Source organism: Streptomyces sp. WAC06614 (genome assembly GCF_003949795.1).
Lineage (GTDB): Bacteria > Actinomycetota > Actinomycetes > Streptomycetales > Streptomycetaceae > Streptomyces.
This window is the reverse complement of record NZ_RPRY01000008.1, coordinates 1-18,635: the sequence shown is the minus strand read 5'-3', so window position 1 is coordinate 18,635 and position 18,635 is coordinate 1. Positions and strand designations below refer to the sequence as shown.

Below are 18,635 nucleotides of genomic sequence, written 5' to 3'. Positions count from 1 at the left end.
ACCATGGCCGACTTCATGTTCTTCGACCTGGACGTCGTGCGCACCCGGCGGCTCGGGCACTCGTTCCTGCGCGTCACCTTCGGCGGTGAGTCCCTCGCGGACTTCCGCTCGGGCGGCTTCGACCAGAGCCTGTCGCTCTTCCTGCCGCTGCCGCACCAGAAGGACACGGTGCTCCCGTCCACGGACGAGGACACCTGGTTCGCGGCCTGGCGGGGCGTGCCGGACGCCGAGCGCCCGGTGATGCGTTCGTACACCGTGCGCGCGCAGCGCCGTACGGAGGCGGGAGGGGTCGAGGTCGACATCGACTTCGTCCTGCACGAGGACCCCAGCGGGAACGCCGCCGCGGAGGGGGCCGGTTCGCCGGCCGCGCACTGGGCGGGCCGGGCCGAGCCGGGCATGCGCATCATGGCCATCGGCCCCGCCGTGGCCGAGAACAAGTCGGTCCGCTTCCAGCGGCCGGCCACTGCGGACCTGACGGTGCTGTACGCCGACGAGACCGCGCTGCCGGCGGCCGCCGCCATCCTGGAGCGGCTGCCCCGGGACGCGCGGGTCACCGCCTGGTTCGAGGTGCCGCACGCCGACGACCGGCTGGAACTGGCCGCGCCCGAGGACGCGGACATCACCTGGATCGTCCGTGAGGACACCGGGCCCGGCCGCACCCAGCGGGTGCTGGACGTGCTGCGCGCGGCGGAACTGCCGTCCGCGCAGGCCCCGTACGCCTGGGTCGCGGGCGAGGCCGGCACCGTACGGGCGGTCCGCCGCCATCTGGTGCAGGAACGTTCCATCGACCGGCGCTCGGTGCGGTTCACCGGGTACTGGCGGCTCGGCGCCAGCGAGGAGCAGCTGCTCGCCGAGGCGTACGCCGGCCAGGCGCCGAGCGAGGAGCCCGACTCCGCGCTGTAGCGCGGCAGTTGAGCGAGCATTTTCAGACAGTTTCACCCGAAGAGCCCCGGCACGGCGCCGGGGCTCTTCGTTTGGGATTTGTAGTTAGGTTAGGCTAACCTAAGCCTCGCAAGTCACCCCCACCTCTTGCCTGCCCGGAGGAACTGTTGATGCGTTCGCATCTGCTCAATGACACGACCGCTGACGACTACCGGCGTTGCGTCACCGAGGGCGTCGAACGCGTGGCCGCGAAACTCGCGTCCACCGACAAGCCCCACACGGGCATATCCGTCGACGAACTGGCCCCCGCCATCGCCGGGATCGACCTCGACCGGCCCCTGAACGACCCGGCCGCGGTCCTCGACGAGCTGGAGGAGGTCTACCTGCGCGACGCGGTCTACTTCCACCACCCGCGCTACCTGGGCCACCTCAACTGCCCGGTCGTCATCCCGGCCGTGCTCGGCGAGGCCGTCCTCTCCGCCGTCAACTCCTCCCTCGACACCTGGGACCAGTCCATCGGCGGCACCCTCATCGAGCGCCGGCTGATCGACTGGACCGCCCAGCGCATCGGTCTCGGCCCCGGCGCCGACGGCGTGTTCACCTCCGGCGGCAGCCAGTCCAACTTCCACGCCCTGCTGCTCGCCCGCGACGAGGCCTGCCGCCTGGTGATGAAGAACAGCGAGCGGGAGCTGCCCAAGTCCGAGGTGCTGCCCAAGCTGCGCATCTTCGCCTCCGAGGCCAGCCACTTCAGCGTGAAGAAGTCGGCCGCCATGCTGGGCCTGGGCTACGAGGCCGTCATCCCCGTCCCGGTCGACCGCACCAAGCGGATGGACACCGCCGCGCTCGCCCTGGAGCTGGAGAACTGCGCGCGCGAGGGCCTGTTCGCGATGGCCGTGGTCGCCACCGCCGGCACCACCGACTTCGGGTCCATCGACCCGCTCCCCGAGATCGCCCGCCTGGCCGCCGAGCACTCCGCGTGGATGCACGTGGACGCCGCCTACGGCTGCGGCCTGCTGGTCTCCCCCACCCGCCGGCACCTCCTGGACGGCATCGAGCTCGCCGACTCGGTCACGGTCGACTACCACAAGTCCTTCTTCCAGCCGGTCTCCTCCAGCGCCGTGCTGGTCCGCGACCGCGACACCCTCAAGCACGCCACGTACCACGCGGACTACCTCAACCCGCGGCGCATGGCCGAGGAGCGCATCCCCAACCAGGTGGACAAGTCCATCCAGACCACCCGCCGGTTCGACGCCCTCAAGCTGTGGATGACCCTGCGCGTGATGGGCGCCGACGGCGTCGGCTCGCTCTTCGACGAGGTCTGTGCACTGGCCGCCGAGGGCTGGAAGCTCATCGACGCCGACCCGCGCTTCGAGGTCGTCGTCCGGCCGCAGCTGTCCACGCTGGTCTTCCGCTTCGTGCCGCCGGGCGAGGTCCGCCGCGACCTGGTCGACGAGGCCAACCTGCACGCCCGCAAGGCCCTGTTCGCCTCCGGTGAGGCCGTGGTGGCGGGCACCAAGGTGGACGGCGACCAGTACCTGAAGTTCACCCTCCTCAATCCGCAGACCACGACGGCCGACATCGCCGCCGTCCTCGACCTCCTCGCCGCACACGCCGAGCAGTACCTGGGAGAATCCCTTGCCTTCGCCTCGTGAGACCCACGACTTCATCGCCATCGGCCTCGGCCCGTTCAACCTGGGGCTCGCCTGCCTGACCGCGCCGATCGAGGAGCTGGACGGTCTCTTCATCGAGTCGAAGCCGCACTTCGAGTGGCACGCGGGGATGTTCCTGGACGGCGCCCACCTCCAGACGCCCTTCATGTCGGACCTGGTCACCCTGGCCGACCCCACCTCGCCCTTCTCCTTCCTCAACTACCTGAAGGACAAGGACCGGCTGTACTCGTTCTACATCCGCGAGAACTTCTACCCGCTGCGCACCGAGTACAACGACTACTGCCGCTGGGCCGCCGACCGCCTCGACAACGTCCTGTACTCCACGACCGTCACCGAGGTCACCTACGACGAGCAGGGCGAGCTGTACGAGGTCCGCACCGACCGCGGCGACACCCACCGCGCCCGCCGGCTGATCCTGGGCACCGGCACCCCGCCGTACGTGCCGGACGCCTGCACCGGCCTCGGCGGCGACTACCTGCACAACTCCACCTACATGCAGCACAGGGCGGAGCTCCAGCAGAAGAAGTCGATCACCCTGGTGGGTTCCGGGCAGAGCGCGGCCGAGATCTACTACGATCTGCTGTCCGAGATCGACACCCACGGCTACCGGCTCAACTGGGTCACCCGCTCCCCGCGGTTCTTCCCGCTGGAGTACACCAAGCTGACGCTGGAGATGACCTCACCGGAGTACGTGGACTACTTCCACGCCCTGCCCGAGGACACCCGCTACCGGCTGGAGACCCAGCAGAAGAACCTCTTCAAGGGCATCGACGGCGAGCTGATCAACGCGATCTTCGACCTGCTCTACCAGAAGAAGGTCACCATGGACGGGCCCGTCCCGACCACCCTGCTGACCAACACCGCCCTGCACAGCGCCGCGTACGACACCACCACCGGCACGTACACCCTCGGGCTGCGCCAGGAGGAGCAGGAGCGGGACTTCTCGCTGACCACCGAGGGGCTGGTGCTGGCCACCGGCTACAAGTACCAGGTGCCGCAGTTCCTCGCCCCGGTGCGCGAGCGGCTGAACTTCGACGGCCACGGCCGTCTGGACGCCGCCCGCAACTACAGCGTCGACACCACCGGCCGTGCGGTCTACCTGCAGAACGGCACGACGCACAACCACTCGATCACCTCGCCCGACCTGGGCATGGCGGCGTACCGCAACGCCTTCATCGTCGCCGAGCTGCTCGGCCGCGAGTACTACAAGGTCGAGAAGTCCATCGCGTTCCAGCAGTTCGCCGCCCCGGAAGGCACCCTGGCATGAGCACCACCGACATCCTCTACACGCGCCAGGACGAGGTCCTCGGCACCTTCGCGATACGCCCGCTGGACCCCTTCGAGGACGCGGAGCTGCTGCACGGCTGGGTCACCCACCCCAAGGCCACGTTCTGGATGATGCAGGACGCCTCCCTCCCCGACGTGGAGCGCGCCTACATGGAGATCGCGGCGGCCGAGCACCACGAGGCGTTCATCGGCCTGCACGAGGGCCGGCCGGCCTTCCTGATGGAGAAGTACGACCCGAGCCGGCTGGAGCTGGTCGGCCTGTACGACGCCGAGCCCGGCGACGTCGGCATGCACTTCCTGGTCGCCCCGACCGACACCCCGCTGTCCGGCTTCACCCGCGCCGTGATCACCACGGTGATGGCGAGCCTGTTCGAGGACCCGGCCACGCGCCGTGTCGTCGTCGAGCCGGACGTCCGCAACACCGCCGTGCACGCCCTGAACGAGGCCGTGGGCTTCGTTCCCGAGCGCGAGGTCCGCAAGCCGGAGAAGGCGGCGCTGCTGTCCTTCTGCACCCGGGACCGGTTCGAGGCCGCCACCGGCATCTTCGCCGCGGGCAGCGCGGAGGTGTCGGCATGAGCCTCACCGACGCCGTCACCCACCTCTCCCCCGAGCTGTGGGCACGCGCCAACCGCGCCCTGGTCCGCAAGGCGCTGGCCGAGTTCGCGCACGAGCGCCTGCTGACCCCGCAGGACCTCGGGGACGGCACGTACGCCGTCCGCAGCGACGACGGCAGCGTGGAGTACCGTTTCGCCGCCGCCCGGCACGCCCTGGACCACTGGGCCGTGGACGCGGCCTCGATCACCCGGCACAAGGACGGGGCCGAGCGGCCGCTGGACGCGCTCGACTTCCACATCGAGCTCAAGGACAGCCTGGGCCTGAGCGCCGAGGTGCTGCCGGTCTACCTGGAGGAGATCTCCTCCACCCTGGCGGGCTCCGCGTTCAAGTACACCAAGGAGCAGGTCCCGGCCGCGGTGCTCGCCAAGTCCTCCTTCCAGGACATCGAGACCGGCATGACCGAGGGCCACCCCTGCTTCGTGGCCAACAACGGCCGCCTCGGCTTCGGTGTCCACGAGTACCTCGCGTACGCCCCCGAGGCCGCGAGCCCGGTGCACCTGGTGTGGACGGCCGCCCACAAGGACGTCTCCACCTTCACCGCGGGCTCGGGCCTGGACCACGACTCGTTCCTGCGCGCCGAGCTCGGCGACGCGGCGGTCGACGGCTTCGCGGCGAAACTGCGCGCCCTGGACCTGGACCCGGCGGACTACCACTTCTTCCCGGTCCACCCCTGGCAGTGGTGGAACAAGACCACCGTCACCTTCGCCGCCGAGATCGCGAGCCGCCGGCTGGTGCTGCTGGGCGAGGGCGAGGACGCGTACCTGCCGCAGCAGTCGATCCGTACGTTCTTCAACACCACCACGCCCACCAAGCACTACGTGAAGACCGCGATCTCGGTCCTCAACATGGGCTTCATGCGGGGCCTGTCGGCGGCCTACATGGAGGCCACGCCCGCCATCAACGACTGGCTGCACCAGCTCGTCGAGGGCGACGAGGTCCTGCGGTCGGTCGGCTTCTCGATCATCCGCGAGCGGGCGGCCATCGGCTACCACCACCGCCAGTACGAGCGCGCGACCGACCGCTACTCCCCCTACCGCAAGATGCTGGCGGCCCTGTGGCGCGAGTCCCCGGTGAACTCCCTCGCGGAGGGCGAGCGCCTGGCCACCATGGCGTCCCTGCTCCACCTGGACGCCGACGGCCGCTCGTTCGTCGGCGCGCTGATCGAGGAGTCGGGGCTGACCCCGCAGGAGTGGCTGCGCTCGTACCTGAACGCGTACCTGCTCCCCCTGCTGCACTGCTTCTACGCCTACGACCTGGCGTACATGCCGCACGGCGAGAACACCATCCTGGTCCTGCGGGACGGCGTGGTGCAGCGGGCGATCTTCAAGGACATCGCCGAGGAGATCGTGGTCATGGACCCCGAGGCGGTCCTCCCGCCGGCGGTCGAGCGCATCCGCGCCGACATCCCGGAGGACATGAAGCTGCTGTCGATCTTCACCGACGTCTTCGACTGCTTCTTCCGCTTCCTCGGCTCGATCCTGGTCTCCGAGGGCATCTGCGAGGAGGACACCTTCTGGCGGGCCGTGGCCGACTGCGCCCACGCCTACCAGGACTCCGTCCCGGCCCTGGCGGACCGCTTCGCCCGCTACGACCTGTTCGCGGAGGAGTTCCAGCTCTCCTGCCTGAACCGCCTGCAGCTGCGCAACAACAAGCAGATGGTCGACCTCGCCGACCCGTCCGCCGCGCTCCAGCTGATCGGCACCCTCAAGAACCCCGTCGCGCCCTACGCGCGACGGTGATCAAGGGGACGGGCGCGCGGTGTCCTGAAACGGTCCCTCGGAACCCCGCGCCCGTCCCCCCTGTGCCCGCGAAGCCCTGACTGGCCCCCTTCGCGGGCACAGTCATGCCCGGGGGCCGGAGCGCCTACTCCCACGGCACCTCCGGTGACCGGTAGAAGGCGATGCCCTGGGCCGTGAGGCGGCGGGACTGGGCGGCCAGGCGGAGGCGGTGGGTGGGCCAGTCGTGGGACGTGGCCGGGGACCAGGCGAGTTCTGCCAGGGACAGGGCCCGGGGGAAGGCCAGGTGGTGGAGGTCCGGGACCGTCGCCACCGTTTCCGTCCACAGGGCGGCCTCCACCCCGAGGACCGCCGACTCCGGTACGTCCGGCAGGTGCGCGCCCGGGTCCCAGGAGTACGCCCGTCGCACCGGGACGTAGCCCGCCCAGGCCAGGCCCGGCCCGGTGGCGCTGTCGTACTTCATGTCGAGGTAGGCGTGGTCCGCCGGGGAGAGGATCAGGCGGTGGCCCCTGCGGACCGCCTCGGCCAGCGCGGCCTTGTCCGCCGCCGGGGTGCGGTCGTGGCCCCAGTACTGGAGGACGGCCCCCGGCGCGGGCCTGGCCCCGGCGAGCTGGTGCCAGGCCACGACCGTCTTGCCGTACCGGGCCACCACCTGCTGCGCCCGGTCCATGAACGCCGCGTAGTCCGCCGGCTTCGTCGCATGCGCCTCGTCCCCGCCGATGTGCAGGTAGCGGCCCGGGGTGAGCTCGGCGACCTCGCGCAGGACGTCGTCGACGAAGTCGTACGTGCGCTCCGCGGCCACGCACAGCGAGCTGAAGCCGACCTTGATGCCGGTGTAGCGGGCCGGGGCCTTGCCGTCGCAGGTCAGCTCCGCGTAGGAGGCGAGGGCGGCGTTGGTGTGGCCGGGCATGTCGATCTCGGGGACCACCTCGACGTACCGCTCGGCGGCGTAGGCCACCAGCCGGCGGTAGTCCTCCTTGCTCCACGCGCCGCCGGGTCCGCCGCCGACCTCGCTCGCGCCGCCGTACGCCGCCAGCCGCGGCCAGGAGGCGATGTCCAGGCGCCAGCCCTGGTCGTCGGTCAGGTGCAGGTGCAGCGTGTTGATCTTGTACTGGGCGAGCTGGTCGACGTAGGCCTCGACCTGCTCCACGGTGAAGAAGTGCCGGGCGATGTCCAGGAGCGCCCCGCGGTAGGCGAACCGTGGCGCGTCCGTGATCCGTCCGCCCGGCACCACGGCCGGCGCCCCGGGCGCCGGCAGCAGCTGGCGCAGGCTCTGCACGGCGTGGAACAGGCCGGCGGGGGTGCGGGCGGTGAGGGTGACCGCGCGCGCCGTGGTCTCCAGCCGGTAGCCCTCCTCGCCGAGGCCCGCGGTGTCCTCGGCCCGGTCGAGCCGCAGCACGACGCCGCCGCCCTCGGTGCCGTCGACCACCGGCAGCGGGAAACCGCTGCGGGCGCGCAGCTCCCCGGCCAGCCGCTCACCGGTCCGGCGCACCTCCCGGTCGCCGACCGGGGTGCGGATCACGGTGCCGGGGGCGAGGGCGTAGCCGGGGCCGCCGCCCTGCGCGCCGAGCGGGGCGGGCAGCAGCCGCTCGTAGGGCCCGAGCTCGGCGACCCGGCGCGGGCCGGCGGAACGCCCTTCGCCGGGGCGTCCGTCGTCACCGGAGCGCCCGTCGTGGCCGGCGCCGCGGGCGGCCGTGCAGGAGAGGGTGGCGGCGAGGGCCAGCAGGACGGCGCAGGTGCGCAGGACTCTCATGGAGCCCAGATATAGGTCAACTCCCTTGCCCGGGGCTTTGGGAGAATGCGTGGATGGCGGAAATCATCCAGAAGGACGGTACGTGGACCTTCGACGGGGACGCGGTGCACATCGTGCCGGGCCGGGACAAGAGCGTCGGTCTGCTGCGGCAGACGCTGGGCGCGGTGACCGTACCGCTGCAGGCACTGGCGGGGATCAGTCACGAGCCGGGCCGCAAGGCCGGACGGCTGCGGCTGCGGCTGCGTGACGGGGCGGACCCGCTGCTCCAGGTGACGGCCGGGCGGCTGGCGGAGGCCTCGGACCCGTACGTGCTGACGGTGGAGTCGGACCGGACCGGGGTCGCGGAGTACTTCGTGGACGAGGTGCGCAACGCCCTGCTGCTGGACCAGGTGGACGCCGGCCCGGCCGGGCGCTACCTGCTGCCCGGCCCGGCGGTCCCGATCACCGCGGGCGCCGGGGACGGCACGGCCGCCTTCGACGGCAGCCGCATCACCCTGACCTGGAACTGGAAGACGGAGGAGGCCAAGAGCTCCGGGGGCCCGCGCAGCTTCGGGGTGGAGGACCTGAAGGCGGTGGAGTGGTTCCCCGCGGTGGGGCTGGAGAACGGCTACCTCCGCTTCACCCTGGCCAACAGCACCTCCTCCGCGCCGGACCCCAAGTACGACCCGCACGCCGTGGAGCTCTTCGGGTTCAAGAAGGACCCGCTGATGGCCCTGGTGGCGGCGGCCGTGCTGGCCCGGCTGCCGCACCCTTCGGCGCCGGCGCCGGTCGAGGCGGCCCCGGTGCACGAGCTGGCGAAGGGGCCCGCGTCCGCGCCGGCCGCCGGGGAGGACCACGACGCCCTGCTGCGCCGGCTGCGCGAGCTCGGGGAGCTGCACCGGTCGGGGGTCCTGACCGCCGACGAGTTCTCGGCGGCGAAGCAGGCCGTGCTGCGGCGGTTCTGAGCCTCCCCTCCGGCCCCCTGCGTGACGCGTTCGCGCCCGCTTTCTGGTCCAGACCAGAGGGATCCTGCCCGGAATCGGGCAGGATCTTTGCGTTCCGGGGCCCCAGACGTCACTATCTACGGGTGCTCGACCGCCGCCCGTCGTATGACGATCTTGTCGACCACCTGGTGCGCAGCACCGCGCTCCAGCGCGGGGAGGCCGTCCGGGTGGTGCTCGACGTGCTGGCGTACTTCGACGAGACGACCGAGGAGTTCGTCCGCCGCCGCCACCGCGAGCTGCAGTCCGGCGGGGCGGTCAACACCGAGATCTTCGAGCGGATCGCGGCGGAACTGCCGCACCGCGCCGTGGCGCCCGCGGAGCTCTCGCTCCGCCAGCTGCGCCGCATCGTCTACGGCTGAGCCGCAGGACAGGGACATACAGGAGGGGCAACTCTATGTGCGGAATCGTCGGTTACATCGGCAAGCGTGACGTGGCACCGCTGCTGCTGGAAGGCCTGCAGCGGCTGGAGTACCGCGGGTACGACTCCGCGGGCATCGTCGTCAACAGCCCGAAGTCCGGCGCGCTGAAGATGGTCAAGGCGAAGGGCCGGGTCCGGGACCTGGAGGCGCGCGTCCCCAAGCGCTTCGCGGGCACCACCGGCATCGCCCACACCCGCTGGGCCACCCACGGCGCGCCCAGCGACATCAACTCGCACCCGCACCTGGACCCCGAGAACAAGGTCGCCGTCGTCCACAACGGCATCGTCGACAACGCCGCCGAGCTGCGCGCCAAGCTGGAGGCCGAGGGCGTGGTCTTCGCGTCCGAGACCGACACCGAGGTGATCACGCACCTGATCGCCCGCTCCCAGGCCGCCAGCCTGGAGGAGAAGGTCCGCGAGGCGCTCAAGGTCATCGAGGGCACCTACGGCATCGCCGTCATGCACGCCGACTTCGCCGACCGCATCGTCGTCGCCCGCAACGGCTCCCCGGTCATCCTCGGCATCGGCGAGAAGGAGATGCTCGTCGCCTCCGACGTCGCCGCCCTGATCGCCCACACCCGCCAGGTCGTCACCCTGAACGACGGCGAGATGGCCACCCTGCGGGCCGAGGACTTCCGTACGTACACCACCAGCGGTACGTCGACCACCGCCACCCCGGAGACCGTGGAGTGGGAGGCCGCCTCCTACGACATGGGCGGCCACGACACCTACATGCACAAGGAGATCTCCGAGCAGCCCGACGCGGTCGACCGCGTGCTGCGCGGCCGGATCGACGACCGGTTCAACACCGTCCACCTCGGCGGCCTGAACCTGGACCCGCGCGAGGCCCGTGGCATCCGCCGGGTCAAGATCCTCGGCTGCGGCACCTCGTACCACGCCGGCATGATCGGCGCCTCGCTGATCGAGGGCATGGCGCGGATCCCGGCCGACGCCGAGCCGGCGTCGGAGTTCCGCTACCGCAACCCGGTCGTGGACCCCGACACCCTCTACATCGCCGTCTCGCAGTCCGGTGAGACCTACGACGTGCTGGCCGCGGTGCAGGAGCTCAAGCGCAAGGGCGCCCGCGTCCTCGGCGTGGTCAACGTGGTCGGCTCGGCCATCGCCCGCGAGGCCGACGGCGGCGTCTACGTGCACGCCGGCCCCGAGGTCTGCGTGGTGTCCACCAAGTGCTTCACCAACACCGTCGTCGCCTTCGCGCTGCTGGCCGTGCACCTCGGCCGCATCCGGGACCTGTCGGTCACCGACGGCAAGCGGATCATCGAGGGCCTGCGCCGGCTGCCCGCCCAGATCCAGGAGATCCTGGACGGCGAGGAGGACATCAAGAAGCTGGCGGCGCAGTACGCCGACGCCAAGTCGATGATGTTCATCGGCCGGGTCCGCGGCTACCCGGTCGCCCTGGAGGCCTCCCTCAAGCTGAAGGAGATCTCCTACATCCACGCCGAGGCCTACCCCGCGTCCGAGCTCAAGCACGGCCCGCTGGCGCTGATCGAGCCCTCGCTGCCCACCGTGGCGATCGTCCCCGACGACGACCTGCTGGAGAAGAACCGGGCGGCGCTGGAGGAGATCAAGGCCCGCAGCGGCCGGATCCTGGCGGTCGCCCACCGCGAGCAGGAGAAGGCCGACCACACCATCGTCGTGCCGAAGAACGAGGACGAGCTGGACCCGATCCTGATGGGCATCCCGCTCCAGCTGCTGGCGTACCACACCGCCCTGGCCCTGGGCCGGGACATCGACAAGCCGCGCAACCTGGCGAAGTCGGTCACGGTCGAGTAGTCGGCCCGCCGGACATGATGCGGCCCCTCGTGCGTCCTCGCACGAGGGGCCGTCACCGTTCTCCCCGTTGGCCGCGCAGTGCCCCGGAAGGCGGGTCAGCTCGCGGCGACCGCCCGGCCGGAGGCCCGGCCCAGTGCCGTGGGCCAGCCGGCGAGCGCCGCCGTGGTGCCGTACCAGGCGAGCAGCCCGGTGACCGCCGCCACCCAGCCGCCGGCCTTGCCGAGTGCGCCGTTGTCGAGGAACGCGCCTGTCGCCAGCAGGAGCAGGGCCAGGAACAGCAGCCCGTGGACGCCCTGGCCGAACAGCCCGCCCGGCGCGCTCACCGCGAGGGTCAGGGCGAGCAACGCGAAGAGCACCAGAAACGTTCCGGCGGCGTGGTGCGACACCTTGTCCCCGGCTCCGCTGGCCCAGGTGAACCAGAAGGCGCCGAGACCGGCGAAGGCGGTGCCGTTGAAGCCGTTGCCGCCGCGGAACTCCAGGAGTCCGAGGAGGAACAGGGCGATGCCACCGACAAAGGTGGCGAGGGAAACGGAATCCGCCGCGGAGACCCCGCTGATCACTCCGGTGTGGCCGATTCCGAACGCGAGGAGGGTGAGACCCAGGGCCAGGTTCCCCAGGGTCGACGTGGAGGCCTTGCTTCCCGCGGTGACGTCATTGTCCACGGCGGGCTCCCTTCGATCTGCAGTTTTGTGCTGCTACCCAGCGACTCTTATGTACCCTTCACATGAGGGCACAACCGCACAATGAGCGATCGACCGGTCACGGAATGACAACGACCGGACGCTGGGCGCGCTTGGCGAGCCGGCCGGCCACGGAGCCGAAAATCCGCCCCACGATGCCGTGAGTGGAACCGACCACGATGGCGTCGGCCGAGTACTCGCGACCGACCTCCTCCAACTCGTGGCAGATGTCCCCGCCGCGCTCGACGAGGATCCACGGGACCTCGGCCAGGTAGTCGGCGCAGGCCAGCTCCAGCCCCAGGACCTCGGTGCGGTGGTCGGGGACGTCCACGAAGACGGGCGGCTCACAGCCCGCCCACACGGTGGTCGGCAGCCGGTTGGCCACGTGCACGATGATCAGACCGGAGCCGGAGCGGCGGGCCATCCCGATCGCGTAGGCCAGGGCACGTTCACTGGAGGTCGAGCCGTCGAAGCCGACGACGACACCGTGCCGGAAGGCCGGGTCGCACGGGTGGCGTGCTTCTTCCACCGCACGCAGATCGGCCGACACGGGGTCGGCGAGGCGCTTGCGCTTGCGGTGCGCGGGTTCGGGAAATTCGTGACCGGCCATGGGTGTCTCGGCGAAGAGTCCTCAGTATTCGGCAACGGAGGGTGACGGAACGTGCGTCCGGGAAGCATCTTCCCAGGCCTTTACCCACCAGGGTACGGCGACACTCCTGTCCTGCACAGGGCTTGTGGCCCTTGGAGAGCGTCCCAGGGAGCATGCATGAGAGGGGCCGCCTTGGCAATGGCCGCTGGCCCCTACAGCCAGTGACGAGCCACCCGTGCGCGCAGTGACCGGGGCCCCTGGCGCCGCGTTGGACCAGGAGTCAGCAGCCCCAGAGGTGCCAGCCCGCCAGAGCCCGCAGGGAGCACGCCGTGTCCGGTCGTCCGGTCCATCCCGGCCAGTCCGCCCAGCCGACGCCGTCCGCCCATCACGCCGCCCGTCACTCCGTTCACCCGTCCGTGCACTCCCCTCACCGGCGTCCGCAGGACGACCCTGCGGGTGACGTGGTGCGCTGGGCGGCATTCAGCTGCCTGCTGGTCCCGGTGGTGCTGGTCGTCTACGGGACCTCCTTCGGCGGGGCCGCGGTGGCGACCCTGGGCCTGGTCGCCGTGACGGCCGCGTGCCGGGTGATGCTGCGGCACTCCGAGAAGGCCGAACGCGCCGCGGGACGGCTGCTCGCCGCCGAGCAGTCGGCTCCCGGACACCGCGGCCGGCACTCCCGCACGGGCGCCGGCGCGCACCGCGGATGCCACGGGTCCGGCGGGATCTCCCCCCACGACTGACCGGTTCGCACACCCGCTCCCGCATGTTTTCAGCCAACTTCACCATCCGTGGCAACCGTTGCCGGAATGTCCACCCGACCCCGCCACCACCAGCGACGACGGATCAAGGGGGGCGTGGTGACCCTATGCGTACTGGCCACAGGCGGAAGGCGCACTTCCCACCAAGGTCGCGGAGTGGAACGCTTCCTGATCGAATGCTTTTCGCCAAGTTGCCAAGTCGACATAGCGGTGCGTGCTGAACTTGTCACGCCGACACCACGCGACGCAGTAGATTCGATCATGTATTTACGGCGGGGGACACGTGCAAGGCCGAGGGGAAACGTGCAGGTGCGACCAGACCAAGGAGTCGCGACACCCAAGGGGGGCTTAGCGCCATGAGCCAGGACTCCACCGCCGTCGTCACGGACGCCGGCCGGAAGCTCGCGGGGCGCCGCCGCAGGGAGATTGTCGCGGTGCTGCTCTTCAGCGGCGGTCCGATCTTCGAGAGTTCCATTCCACTCTCCGTGTTCGGCATTGACCGGCAGGACGCGGGAGTTCCACGCTACCGACTGCTCGTGTGCGCCGGTGAGGACGGTCCACTGCGGACCACCGGCGGACTCGAACTGACCGCGCCGTACGGGTTGGAGGCGATCGCCCGGGCAGGCACGGTCGTCGTTCCGGCCTGGCGCTCGATCACATCGCCGCCACCTCCGGAGGCACTGGACGCCCTGCGTCTGGCGCACGAGGAGGGCGCCCGGATCGTCGGGCTGTGCACGGGGGCCTTCGTGCTCGCCGCCGCCGGCCTGCTCGACGGGCGGCCCGCGACGACGCACTGGATGTACGCGCCGACGCTGGCCAAGCGGTACCCGTCGGTCCATGTCGATCCGCGCGAGTTGTTCGTGGACGACGGCGACGTGCTGACCTCCGCGGGCACCGCGGCCGGAATCGACCTGTGCCTGCACATCGTGCGCACCGACCACGGCAGCGAGGCGGCCGGGGCCCTGGCCCGCCGGCTCGTCGTCCCGCCGCGGCGCACGGGCGGGCAGGAGCGGTATCTCGACCGGTCGCTGCCGGAGGAGATCGGCGCCGACCCGCTGGCCGAGGTCGTCGCATGGGCCCTTGAGCACCTCCACGAGCAGTTCGACGTGGAGACGCTCGCCGCCCGGGCGTACATGAGCCGGCGGACCTTCGACCGCCGCTTCCGCTCGCTGACCGGCAGCGCGCCGCTGCAGTGGCTGATCACCCAGCGGGTGCTCCAGGCACAGCGGCTGCTGGAGACCTCCGACTACTCGGTCGACGAGGTCGCCGGACGCTGTGGCTTCCGCTCGCCGGTCGCCCTGCGCGGGCACTTCCGGCGGCAGCTGGGCTCCTCGCCCGCGGCCTACCGCTCGGCCTACCGGGCGCGCCGCCCCCAGGGCGACAGCGTCCCGGACATCTCCGGGAACCCGGTGCCGCACCAGCGCACTCCGCAGCCCCAGCGGGCGGCGGCGGCCCTGGCCGCGACCGGTCCCACGGTCACCGAGCTGTATGCCCCGGGCCGTGCCCTGCGCGAGCACGCGTAACCACGTCATCGCGGAGGACCGAGGTCCCCGCGCCGGCCACCACCGGCGCGGGGACCTCGTGCGTGGGCGTCTGCCGGGCGACGAAGGTCCGTCGGGCCCGGTCCGATGACGTGGGGGTCCCCTAAGGTGGGACACATGAACGATCGCATGGTGTGGATCGACTGCGAGATGACCGGGCTCTCGCTGACGGACGACGCACTTATCGAGGTGGCCGCGCTGGTCACCGACTCGGAGCTCAACGTGCTCGGCGAAGGCGTGGACATCGTGATCCGCCCGCCGGACGCCGCCCTGGAGACCATGCCCGACGTGGTGCGCGAGATGCACACCGCCTCCGGCCTGCTCGACGAGCTGGCCGGCGGAACCACCCTGGCCGACGCCGAGGCCCAGGTCCTGGCGTACGTGCGCGAGCACGTGAAGGAGCCCGGCAAGGCGCCGCTGTGCGGGAACTCGGTCGGCACCGACCGCGGCTTCCTGCTGCGGGACATGCCGACGCTGGAGGACTATCTGCACTACCGGATCGTGGACGTCTCCTCGATCAAGGAGCTGGCGCGCCGCTGGTACCCCCGCGCCTACTTCAACAGCCCGCCGAAGAACGGCAACCACCGGGCGCTGGCGGACATCAAGGAGTCCATCGCCGAGCTGCGCTACTACCGCGAGGCCGTCTTCGTGCCGCAGCCCGGACCGGACTCGGACACCGCCAGGTCCATCGCCGCCAAGCACGTCCTGCCCACCGAGTAACCCCCCGGAGAGAGGGTCGGCGGGAAAGGGGGGAGCGAGCACCCTCCCGGACCCTGTACCCTTTTCTTCGGCCGGTCGGAAAACCGACCGGACATGGTGGGTGTAGCTCAGCTGGTAGAGCACCTGGTTGTGGTCCAGGTGGCCGCGGGTTCGAGTCCCGTCACTCACCCTGGTGGAGGCCCTGGTTCGCTTCGTGCGGACCGGGGCCTTCTGCGTTCCCCCGCGCCACCGGCACCCCCGCGTCAGGCGGAGAAGTCGGCGGCGTGCTCCCGCACCCAGCTCTCGAAGCTGCGGGCCGGGTGACCGGTGAGCTGCTCGACGGTGTCGGTGATCTCGGTGGGCAGGCCGTCCTGGGCGGCCCAGTAGGCGAGCAGGGCGTCCGCGTAAGGACCCGGTATATAGCCCTCCACGCCGGCCTTCCACTCCTCGGGCGTGACGCTCTCGAACGGCACCGGCCGTCCGAGGACATCGCCGAGGATCGCCAGCTGCGCGGCGAAGCTCAGCGACTGCGGCCCCGTGAGGGTGTAGGAGCCGCCGGCCAGGGCGGGGTCGGTCAGGACGGCGAAGGCGGCCTCGGCGAGGTCGGCCTCGTGGAGCGGGTCCGCATACGCCCCGGGGTACGGCAGTCGGACCGGCACACCGGACCTCACGGCCCCGGCCCAGCCCCGGGCATTGGCGGCGAAGGCGCCGGGGCGCAGCAGCGTGACGGTCAGCGGGGAGGCCAGCAGGGCCTGCTCGACGGCGAGGTGCGCGGCGGACAGGGCACTGTCGGCGTCCTCGGCGAGCACGCTGGAGGAGGACAGCAGGACGACGTGCTCGACGCCTGCGGCGACGGCCTCCTTGACGAAGGCGTCGGCCGCCTCCGCCTCGGCGTAGAGGAAGACGGACCGGATCCCGTGGAGTGCGGCCGGGAAGGTGGCCGGGTCGGTCAGGTCGCAGTGGACGGCGCCGGGCGTGCCGGGCTCGCGGGAGCCGAGGCGGAAGGGGATCCCGCGCTCGGTCAGCAGGGCGGTGAGGCCTCGGGCGACGGCGCCGCGTCCGCCGGTGACGAGGATCGACATGGAAAGCTCCCTCGGATCGTGCATCGCGGCTACAATCTCCACGACACAGATTGTTCGCAACGCACTCTCTGCGTCACGCACACAAATTTGGAGCATGGGAGCATCCGATGTCAACCAACTCCCCCCGTTCGGGTGAATGGACCCGTGCCGAGCTGATGGCACGGGTCATCGTGGAGAGCCAGCGCCATTACGCGGACTACATGGTCTTCAACCAGGCCATGGCCGACTCGGTGGGCCTGCACCCGACCGACCTGCAGTGCGTGGCCATGCTCGACCTGGAGGAGGAGCCGGTCAGCACGGGAGACATCGCCCGGCTCACCGGCCTGACCTCGGGTTCCGCCACCCGCCTGGTCGACCGCCTGGTGAAGGCGGGGATCGTCGAACGCCACTCCGACCCGGGCGACCGCCGCCGTTCGCTCGTGGCGCTCGCCCCGGCCGCCCGCAGCCGCATCTCCCAGGCCTGGGACACCCCGGCCCAGGCCTTCGGGGCGGTCCTCGACACCTACTCCGACGAGGAACTCGCCGTCATCGCCGACTACCTCCACCGCACGCGCGAGGTCGGCCGCGCCCAGGCCCACCGCCTCACCACGGGCGAGGACGCCCCCTCCTGACCCCGCCCGCCCCGGAGACCCGCCCCGGAGACCCGGCCGGGACAGCCGGGCACGGCCGGGACAGCCGGGCACGGCCGGGCACGGCCGGGCGCGGCCGGCGGGCGACGGGCGACGGCCGGGCCGCGCCTCAGCCCGAGGCGCGGAGCTCGGCCAGCCCCTTCCTCAGCTCCTCCGCGTTCATCACCGGAGCGACCTCGATCTTCGCGTCGAACTGCAGGAACAGGTCCTCCAGCAGCGCCGGCAGCTTCGCGCTGTCCGTCATCTCGAAGACCATCCAGCAGGAGCGCACGCCCTCCGACAGGCCGAAGTACGCGGCCTCCGGCTTGACGGCCTCCGTCAGCCGCTGCATGGCCTGCGGCAGCGCACCGGTCTTGACGCCCTCGTTGCCGGCCTGGGTGTCGATGTGCGCCCGGAGCATGACTCTCATGCGGGACTCCTTCCGTCACGACCACCCTCGGGCGGCCCCCGGGCACCGGCAACATCTGGCCTCCCGTCAGTGGCCGCCCCTCGGCGGCCCCGTCAGTGGCCCCCTCAGTGGCCGCCCCATGCGCCCGGCCCCCCGGCGCCCTGGATGTGGAAGTTGAAGTCGGTGTGCCCGAGGGAGCCCATCAGCCGCAGCCAGATCGGCAGCAGCATCTCGGTGCCGCGCGCGGTCTCGATGCCGCCGAGGTCCAGCACGCTCGCCTCGGGCCAGCCGAAGGAGTACAGCAGCTCCCGCGCGGTCTTCTTGGCGTCGGCATCCTCCCCCGACACGAAGACGTGGTGCTCGCCCGCGACCCGCCCGGGATCGACCATGACCTGGCAGTTCATGGTGTTGAGGGTCTTCACCACGCGCAGCCCCGGGAACGTCCGCTGGATCCGCTCCCCCAGGCTGTCGTCGTCCACCGGGTCCAGCCCGGGCGGGAAACCGCGGGAGAAGTCGAGCGGGTTGGCGATGTCCAGCAGCACCTTGCCCTGGAGGTGCGCGGCGTCGGCGGCGGCCAGGGCCTCGATGCTGGCCTGCCCGGCCGTGGCGTTGACCAGACAGTCGGCGTGGGCGGCGGCCTCCGCGAAACCGGCGAGCCGGATCCCGGCGTGCTCCGCCTGCCAGGCCGCGTACGGTCCGACGCCGGTCGGGCCGGTCTCCGTACGGGCCAGGGTGGCGGCCGGGTCGCGGGTGCCGATGACCACGTCGTGGCCGAGGGAGTCGAGCTTGGCCGCAAGGGTGCGGCCCACGATCCCGGTGCCGAGGACGGCGAAACGCATGACGGGGTGTTCCCTTCGTCGGGACGGTCGGCAGGTCTACGGGTCCTGCGGGTGCTACGGGTCCTGCGGGCGGTACGGGTCCCGCGGGTGCTACGGATCCCGTGGGTGCTACGGATCCCGCGGGCGGTACGGGTCCTTCTACGGGCCCTTCCGCGGGCCCTTGGCAACGCCCCTCAAGGATGCCCGTGCCCCGGCGGAACGCGTGGCAGGTACGGCCGATTCCGCAAGACGGCCGACGGCGGCGACCCCCGACGCCAGCGACCGCCGCCCCCTCATCCCCGTCGCTTGCGCC

18 protein-coding genes and 1 tRNA gene are annotated in these 18,635 nt (G+C 71.3%); 13 read left to right on the top strand and 6 right to left on the bottom strand.

The annotated features are described in order from the left end of the window. Positions 1-3 precede the first annotated feature (3 nt). The 5 genes from EF918_RS02155 (at position 4) to EF918_RS02135 (ending at position 6,193) form a co-directional block, all read left to right on the top strand. Entirely contained in the window at positions 4-903 is a 900-nt protein-coding gene (locus tag EF918_RS02155) for a siderophore-interacting protein (RefSeq protein ID WP_125639643.1), read from the top strand. A gap of 149 nt (positions 904-1,052) precedes the next feature. Further along, positions 1,053-2,534, top strand: a complete 1,482-nt coding sequence (locus tag EF918_RS02150) for an aspartate aminotransferase family protein (RefSeq protein WP_125639640.1) — start codon at positions 1,053-1,055, stop codon at positions 2,532-2,534. After that, the gene (locus EF918_RS02145) at positions 2,518-3,819 is read left to right on the top strand and encodes a lysine N(6)-hydroxylase/L-ornithine N(5)-oxygenase family protein (protein WP_125639637.1); all 1,302 of its coding nucleotides are present in this window, start codon (positions 2,518-2,520) and stop codon (positions 3,817-3,819) included. The genes EF918_RS02150 and EF918_RS02145 overlap by 17 nt, the downstream gene beginning before the upstream one ends. After that, positions 3,816-4,415: a GNAT family N-acetyltransferase gene (locus tag EF918_RS02140; protein WP_125639633.1), complete on the top strand. Its 600-nt coding sequence runs from the start codon at positions 3,816-3,818 to the stop codon at positions 4,413-4,415. The genes EF918_RS02145 and EF918_RS02140 overlap by 4 nt, the downstream gene beginning before the upstream one ends. Next, positions 4,412-6,193 (top strand): IucA/IucC family siderophore biosynthesis protein, encoded by a 1,782-nt coding sequence (locus tag EF918_RS02135; protein WP_125639630.1) that lies wholly within the window; start codon positions 4,412-4,414, stop codon positions 6,191-6,193. The genes EF918_RS02140 and EF918_RS02135 overlap by 4 nt, the downstream gene beginning before the upstream one ends. 124 nt (positions 6,194-6,317) lie before the next feature. Here the strand turns inward: EF918_RS02135 and EF918_RS02130 are convergent, their stop codons facing one another. Next, complete coding sequence (locus EF918_RS02130; protein WP_125639628.1) at positions 6,318-7,943, bottom strand: beta-N-acetylhexosaminidase; 1,626 nt, start codon at positions 7,941-7,943, stop codon at positions 6,318-6,320. A gap of 53 nt (positions 7,944-7,996) precedes the next feature. Between EF918_RS02130 and EF918_RS02125 the strand changes: the two genes are divergently transcribed. From EF918_RS02125 to glmS, 3 genes are all read left to right on the top strand, one after another. Beyond that, complete coding sequence (locus tag EF918_RS02125; protein WP_125639624.1) at positions 7,997-8,887, top strand: DUF4429 domain-containing protein; 891 nt, start codon at positions 7,997-7,999, stop codon at positions 8,885-8,887. Positions 8,888-9,009: 122 nt separating this feature from the next. Continuing rightward, positions 9,010-9,285, top strand: a complete 276-nt coding sequence (locus EF918_RS02120; protein WP_125639620.1) for a hypothetical protein — start codon at positions 9,010-9,012, stop codon at positions 9,283-9,285. Between the two features lie 35 nt (positions 9,286-9,320). Then, on the top strand, positions 9,321-11,138 hold the full coding sequence (gene glmS / locus EF918_RS02115) for a glutamine--fructose-6-phosphate transaminase (isomerizing) (protein WP_125639616.1): 1,818 nt from the start codon (positions 9,321-9,323) through the stop codon (positions 11,136-11,138). A 95-nt stretch (positions 11,139-11,233) separates the two neighbouring features. On the opposite strand, the gene EF918_RS02110 is transcribed toward glmS, so the two are convergent. Beyond that, positions 11,234-11,800, bottom strand: a complete 567-nt coding sequence (locus tag EF918_RS02110) for a GPR1/FUN34/YaaH family transporter (RefSeq protein ID WP_125639613.1) — start codon at positions 11,798-11,800, stop codon at positions 11,234-11,236. Positions 11,801-11,897: 97 nt separating this feature from the next. Then, a complete protein-coding gene (locus EF918_RS02105) occupies positions 11,898-12,428 on the bottom strand; it encodes a universal stress protein (protein WP_125639610.1) in 531 nt (176 codons plus the stop codon). A 395-nt stretch (positions 12,429-12,823) separates the two neighbouring features. Here EF918_RS02105 and EF918_RS02100 point away from each other — a divergent pair, with 395 nt between their 5' ends. The 4 genes from EF918_RS02100 to EF918_RS02085 all read left to right on the top strand — a co-directional run bounded on the left by EF918_RS02100 (position 12,824) and on the right by EF918_RS02085 (position 15,595). Further along, positions 12,824-13,147, top strand: a complete 324-nt coding sequence (locus EF918_RS02100) for a hypothetical protein (RefSeq protein ID WP_125639739.1) — start codon at positions 12,824-12,826, stop codon at positions 13,145-13,147. A gap of 374 nt (positions 13,148-13,521) precedes the next feature. Continuing rightward, positions 13,522-14,688: a helix-turn-helix domain-containing protein gene (locus EF918_RS02095; RefSeq protein WP_125639607.1), complete on the top strand. Its 1,167-nt coding sequence runs from the start codon at positions 13,522-13,524 to the stop codon at positions 14,686-14,688. Between the two features lie 135 nt (positions 14,689-14,823). Then, the gene (gene orn, locus EF918_RS02090; protein WP_125639604.1) at positions 14,824-15,426 is read left to right on the top strand and encodes an oligoribonuclease; all 603 of its coding nucleotides are present in this window, start codon (positions 14,824-14,826) and stop codon (positions 15,424-15,426) included. A gap of 96 nt (positions 15,427-15,522) precedes the next feature. Beyond that, a tRNA-His gene (locus tag EF918_RS02085) sits at positions 15,523-15,595 on the top strand. 73 nt (positions 15,596-15,668) lie between these two features. Here the strand turns inward: EF918_RS02085 and EF918_RS02080 are convergent. Beyond that, positions 15,669-16,487 (bottom strand): NAD(P)H-binding protein, encoded by an 819-nt coding sequence (locus tag EF918_RS02080; RefSeq protein WP_125639601.1) that lies wholly within the window; start codon positions 16,485-16,487, stop codon positions 15,669-15,671. A gap of 107 nt (positions 16,488-16,594) precedes the next feature. Here EF918_RS02080 and EF918_RS02075 point away from each other — a divergent pair, with 107 nt between their 5' ends. Further along, on the top strand, positions 16,595-17,098 hold the full coding sequence (locus EF918_RS02075; RefSeq protein WP_260609712.1) for a MarR family winged helix-turn-helix transcriptional regulator: 504 nt from the start codon (positions 16,595-16,597) through the stop codon (positions 17,096-17,098). A gap of 127 nt (positions 17,099-17,225) precedes the next feature. Here the strand turns inward: EF918_RS02075 and EF918_RS02070 are convergent, their stop codons facing one another. Continuing rightward, positions 17,226-17,525 carry a DUF3303 family protein gene (locus tag EF918_RS02070; protein WP_125639598.1) on the bottom strand — a complete coding sequence of 100 codons (300 nt, stop codon included), beginning with the start codon at positions 17,523-17,525 and terminating at the stop codon, positions 17,226-17,228. A gap of 104 nt (positions 17,526-17,629) precedes the next feature. After that, positions 17,630-18,343, bottom strand: a complete 714-nt coding sequence (locus EF918_RS02065; RefSeq protein WP_125639595.1) for an NADPH-dependent F420 reductase — start codon at positions 18,341-18,343, stop codon at positions 17,630-17,632. Between the last annotated feature and the right edge of the window lie 292 nt (positions 18,344-18,635).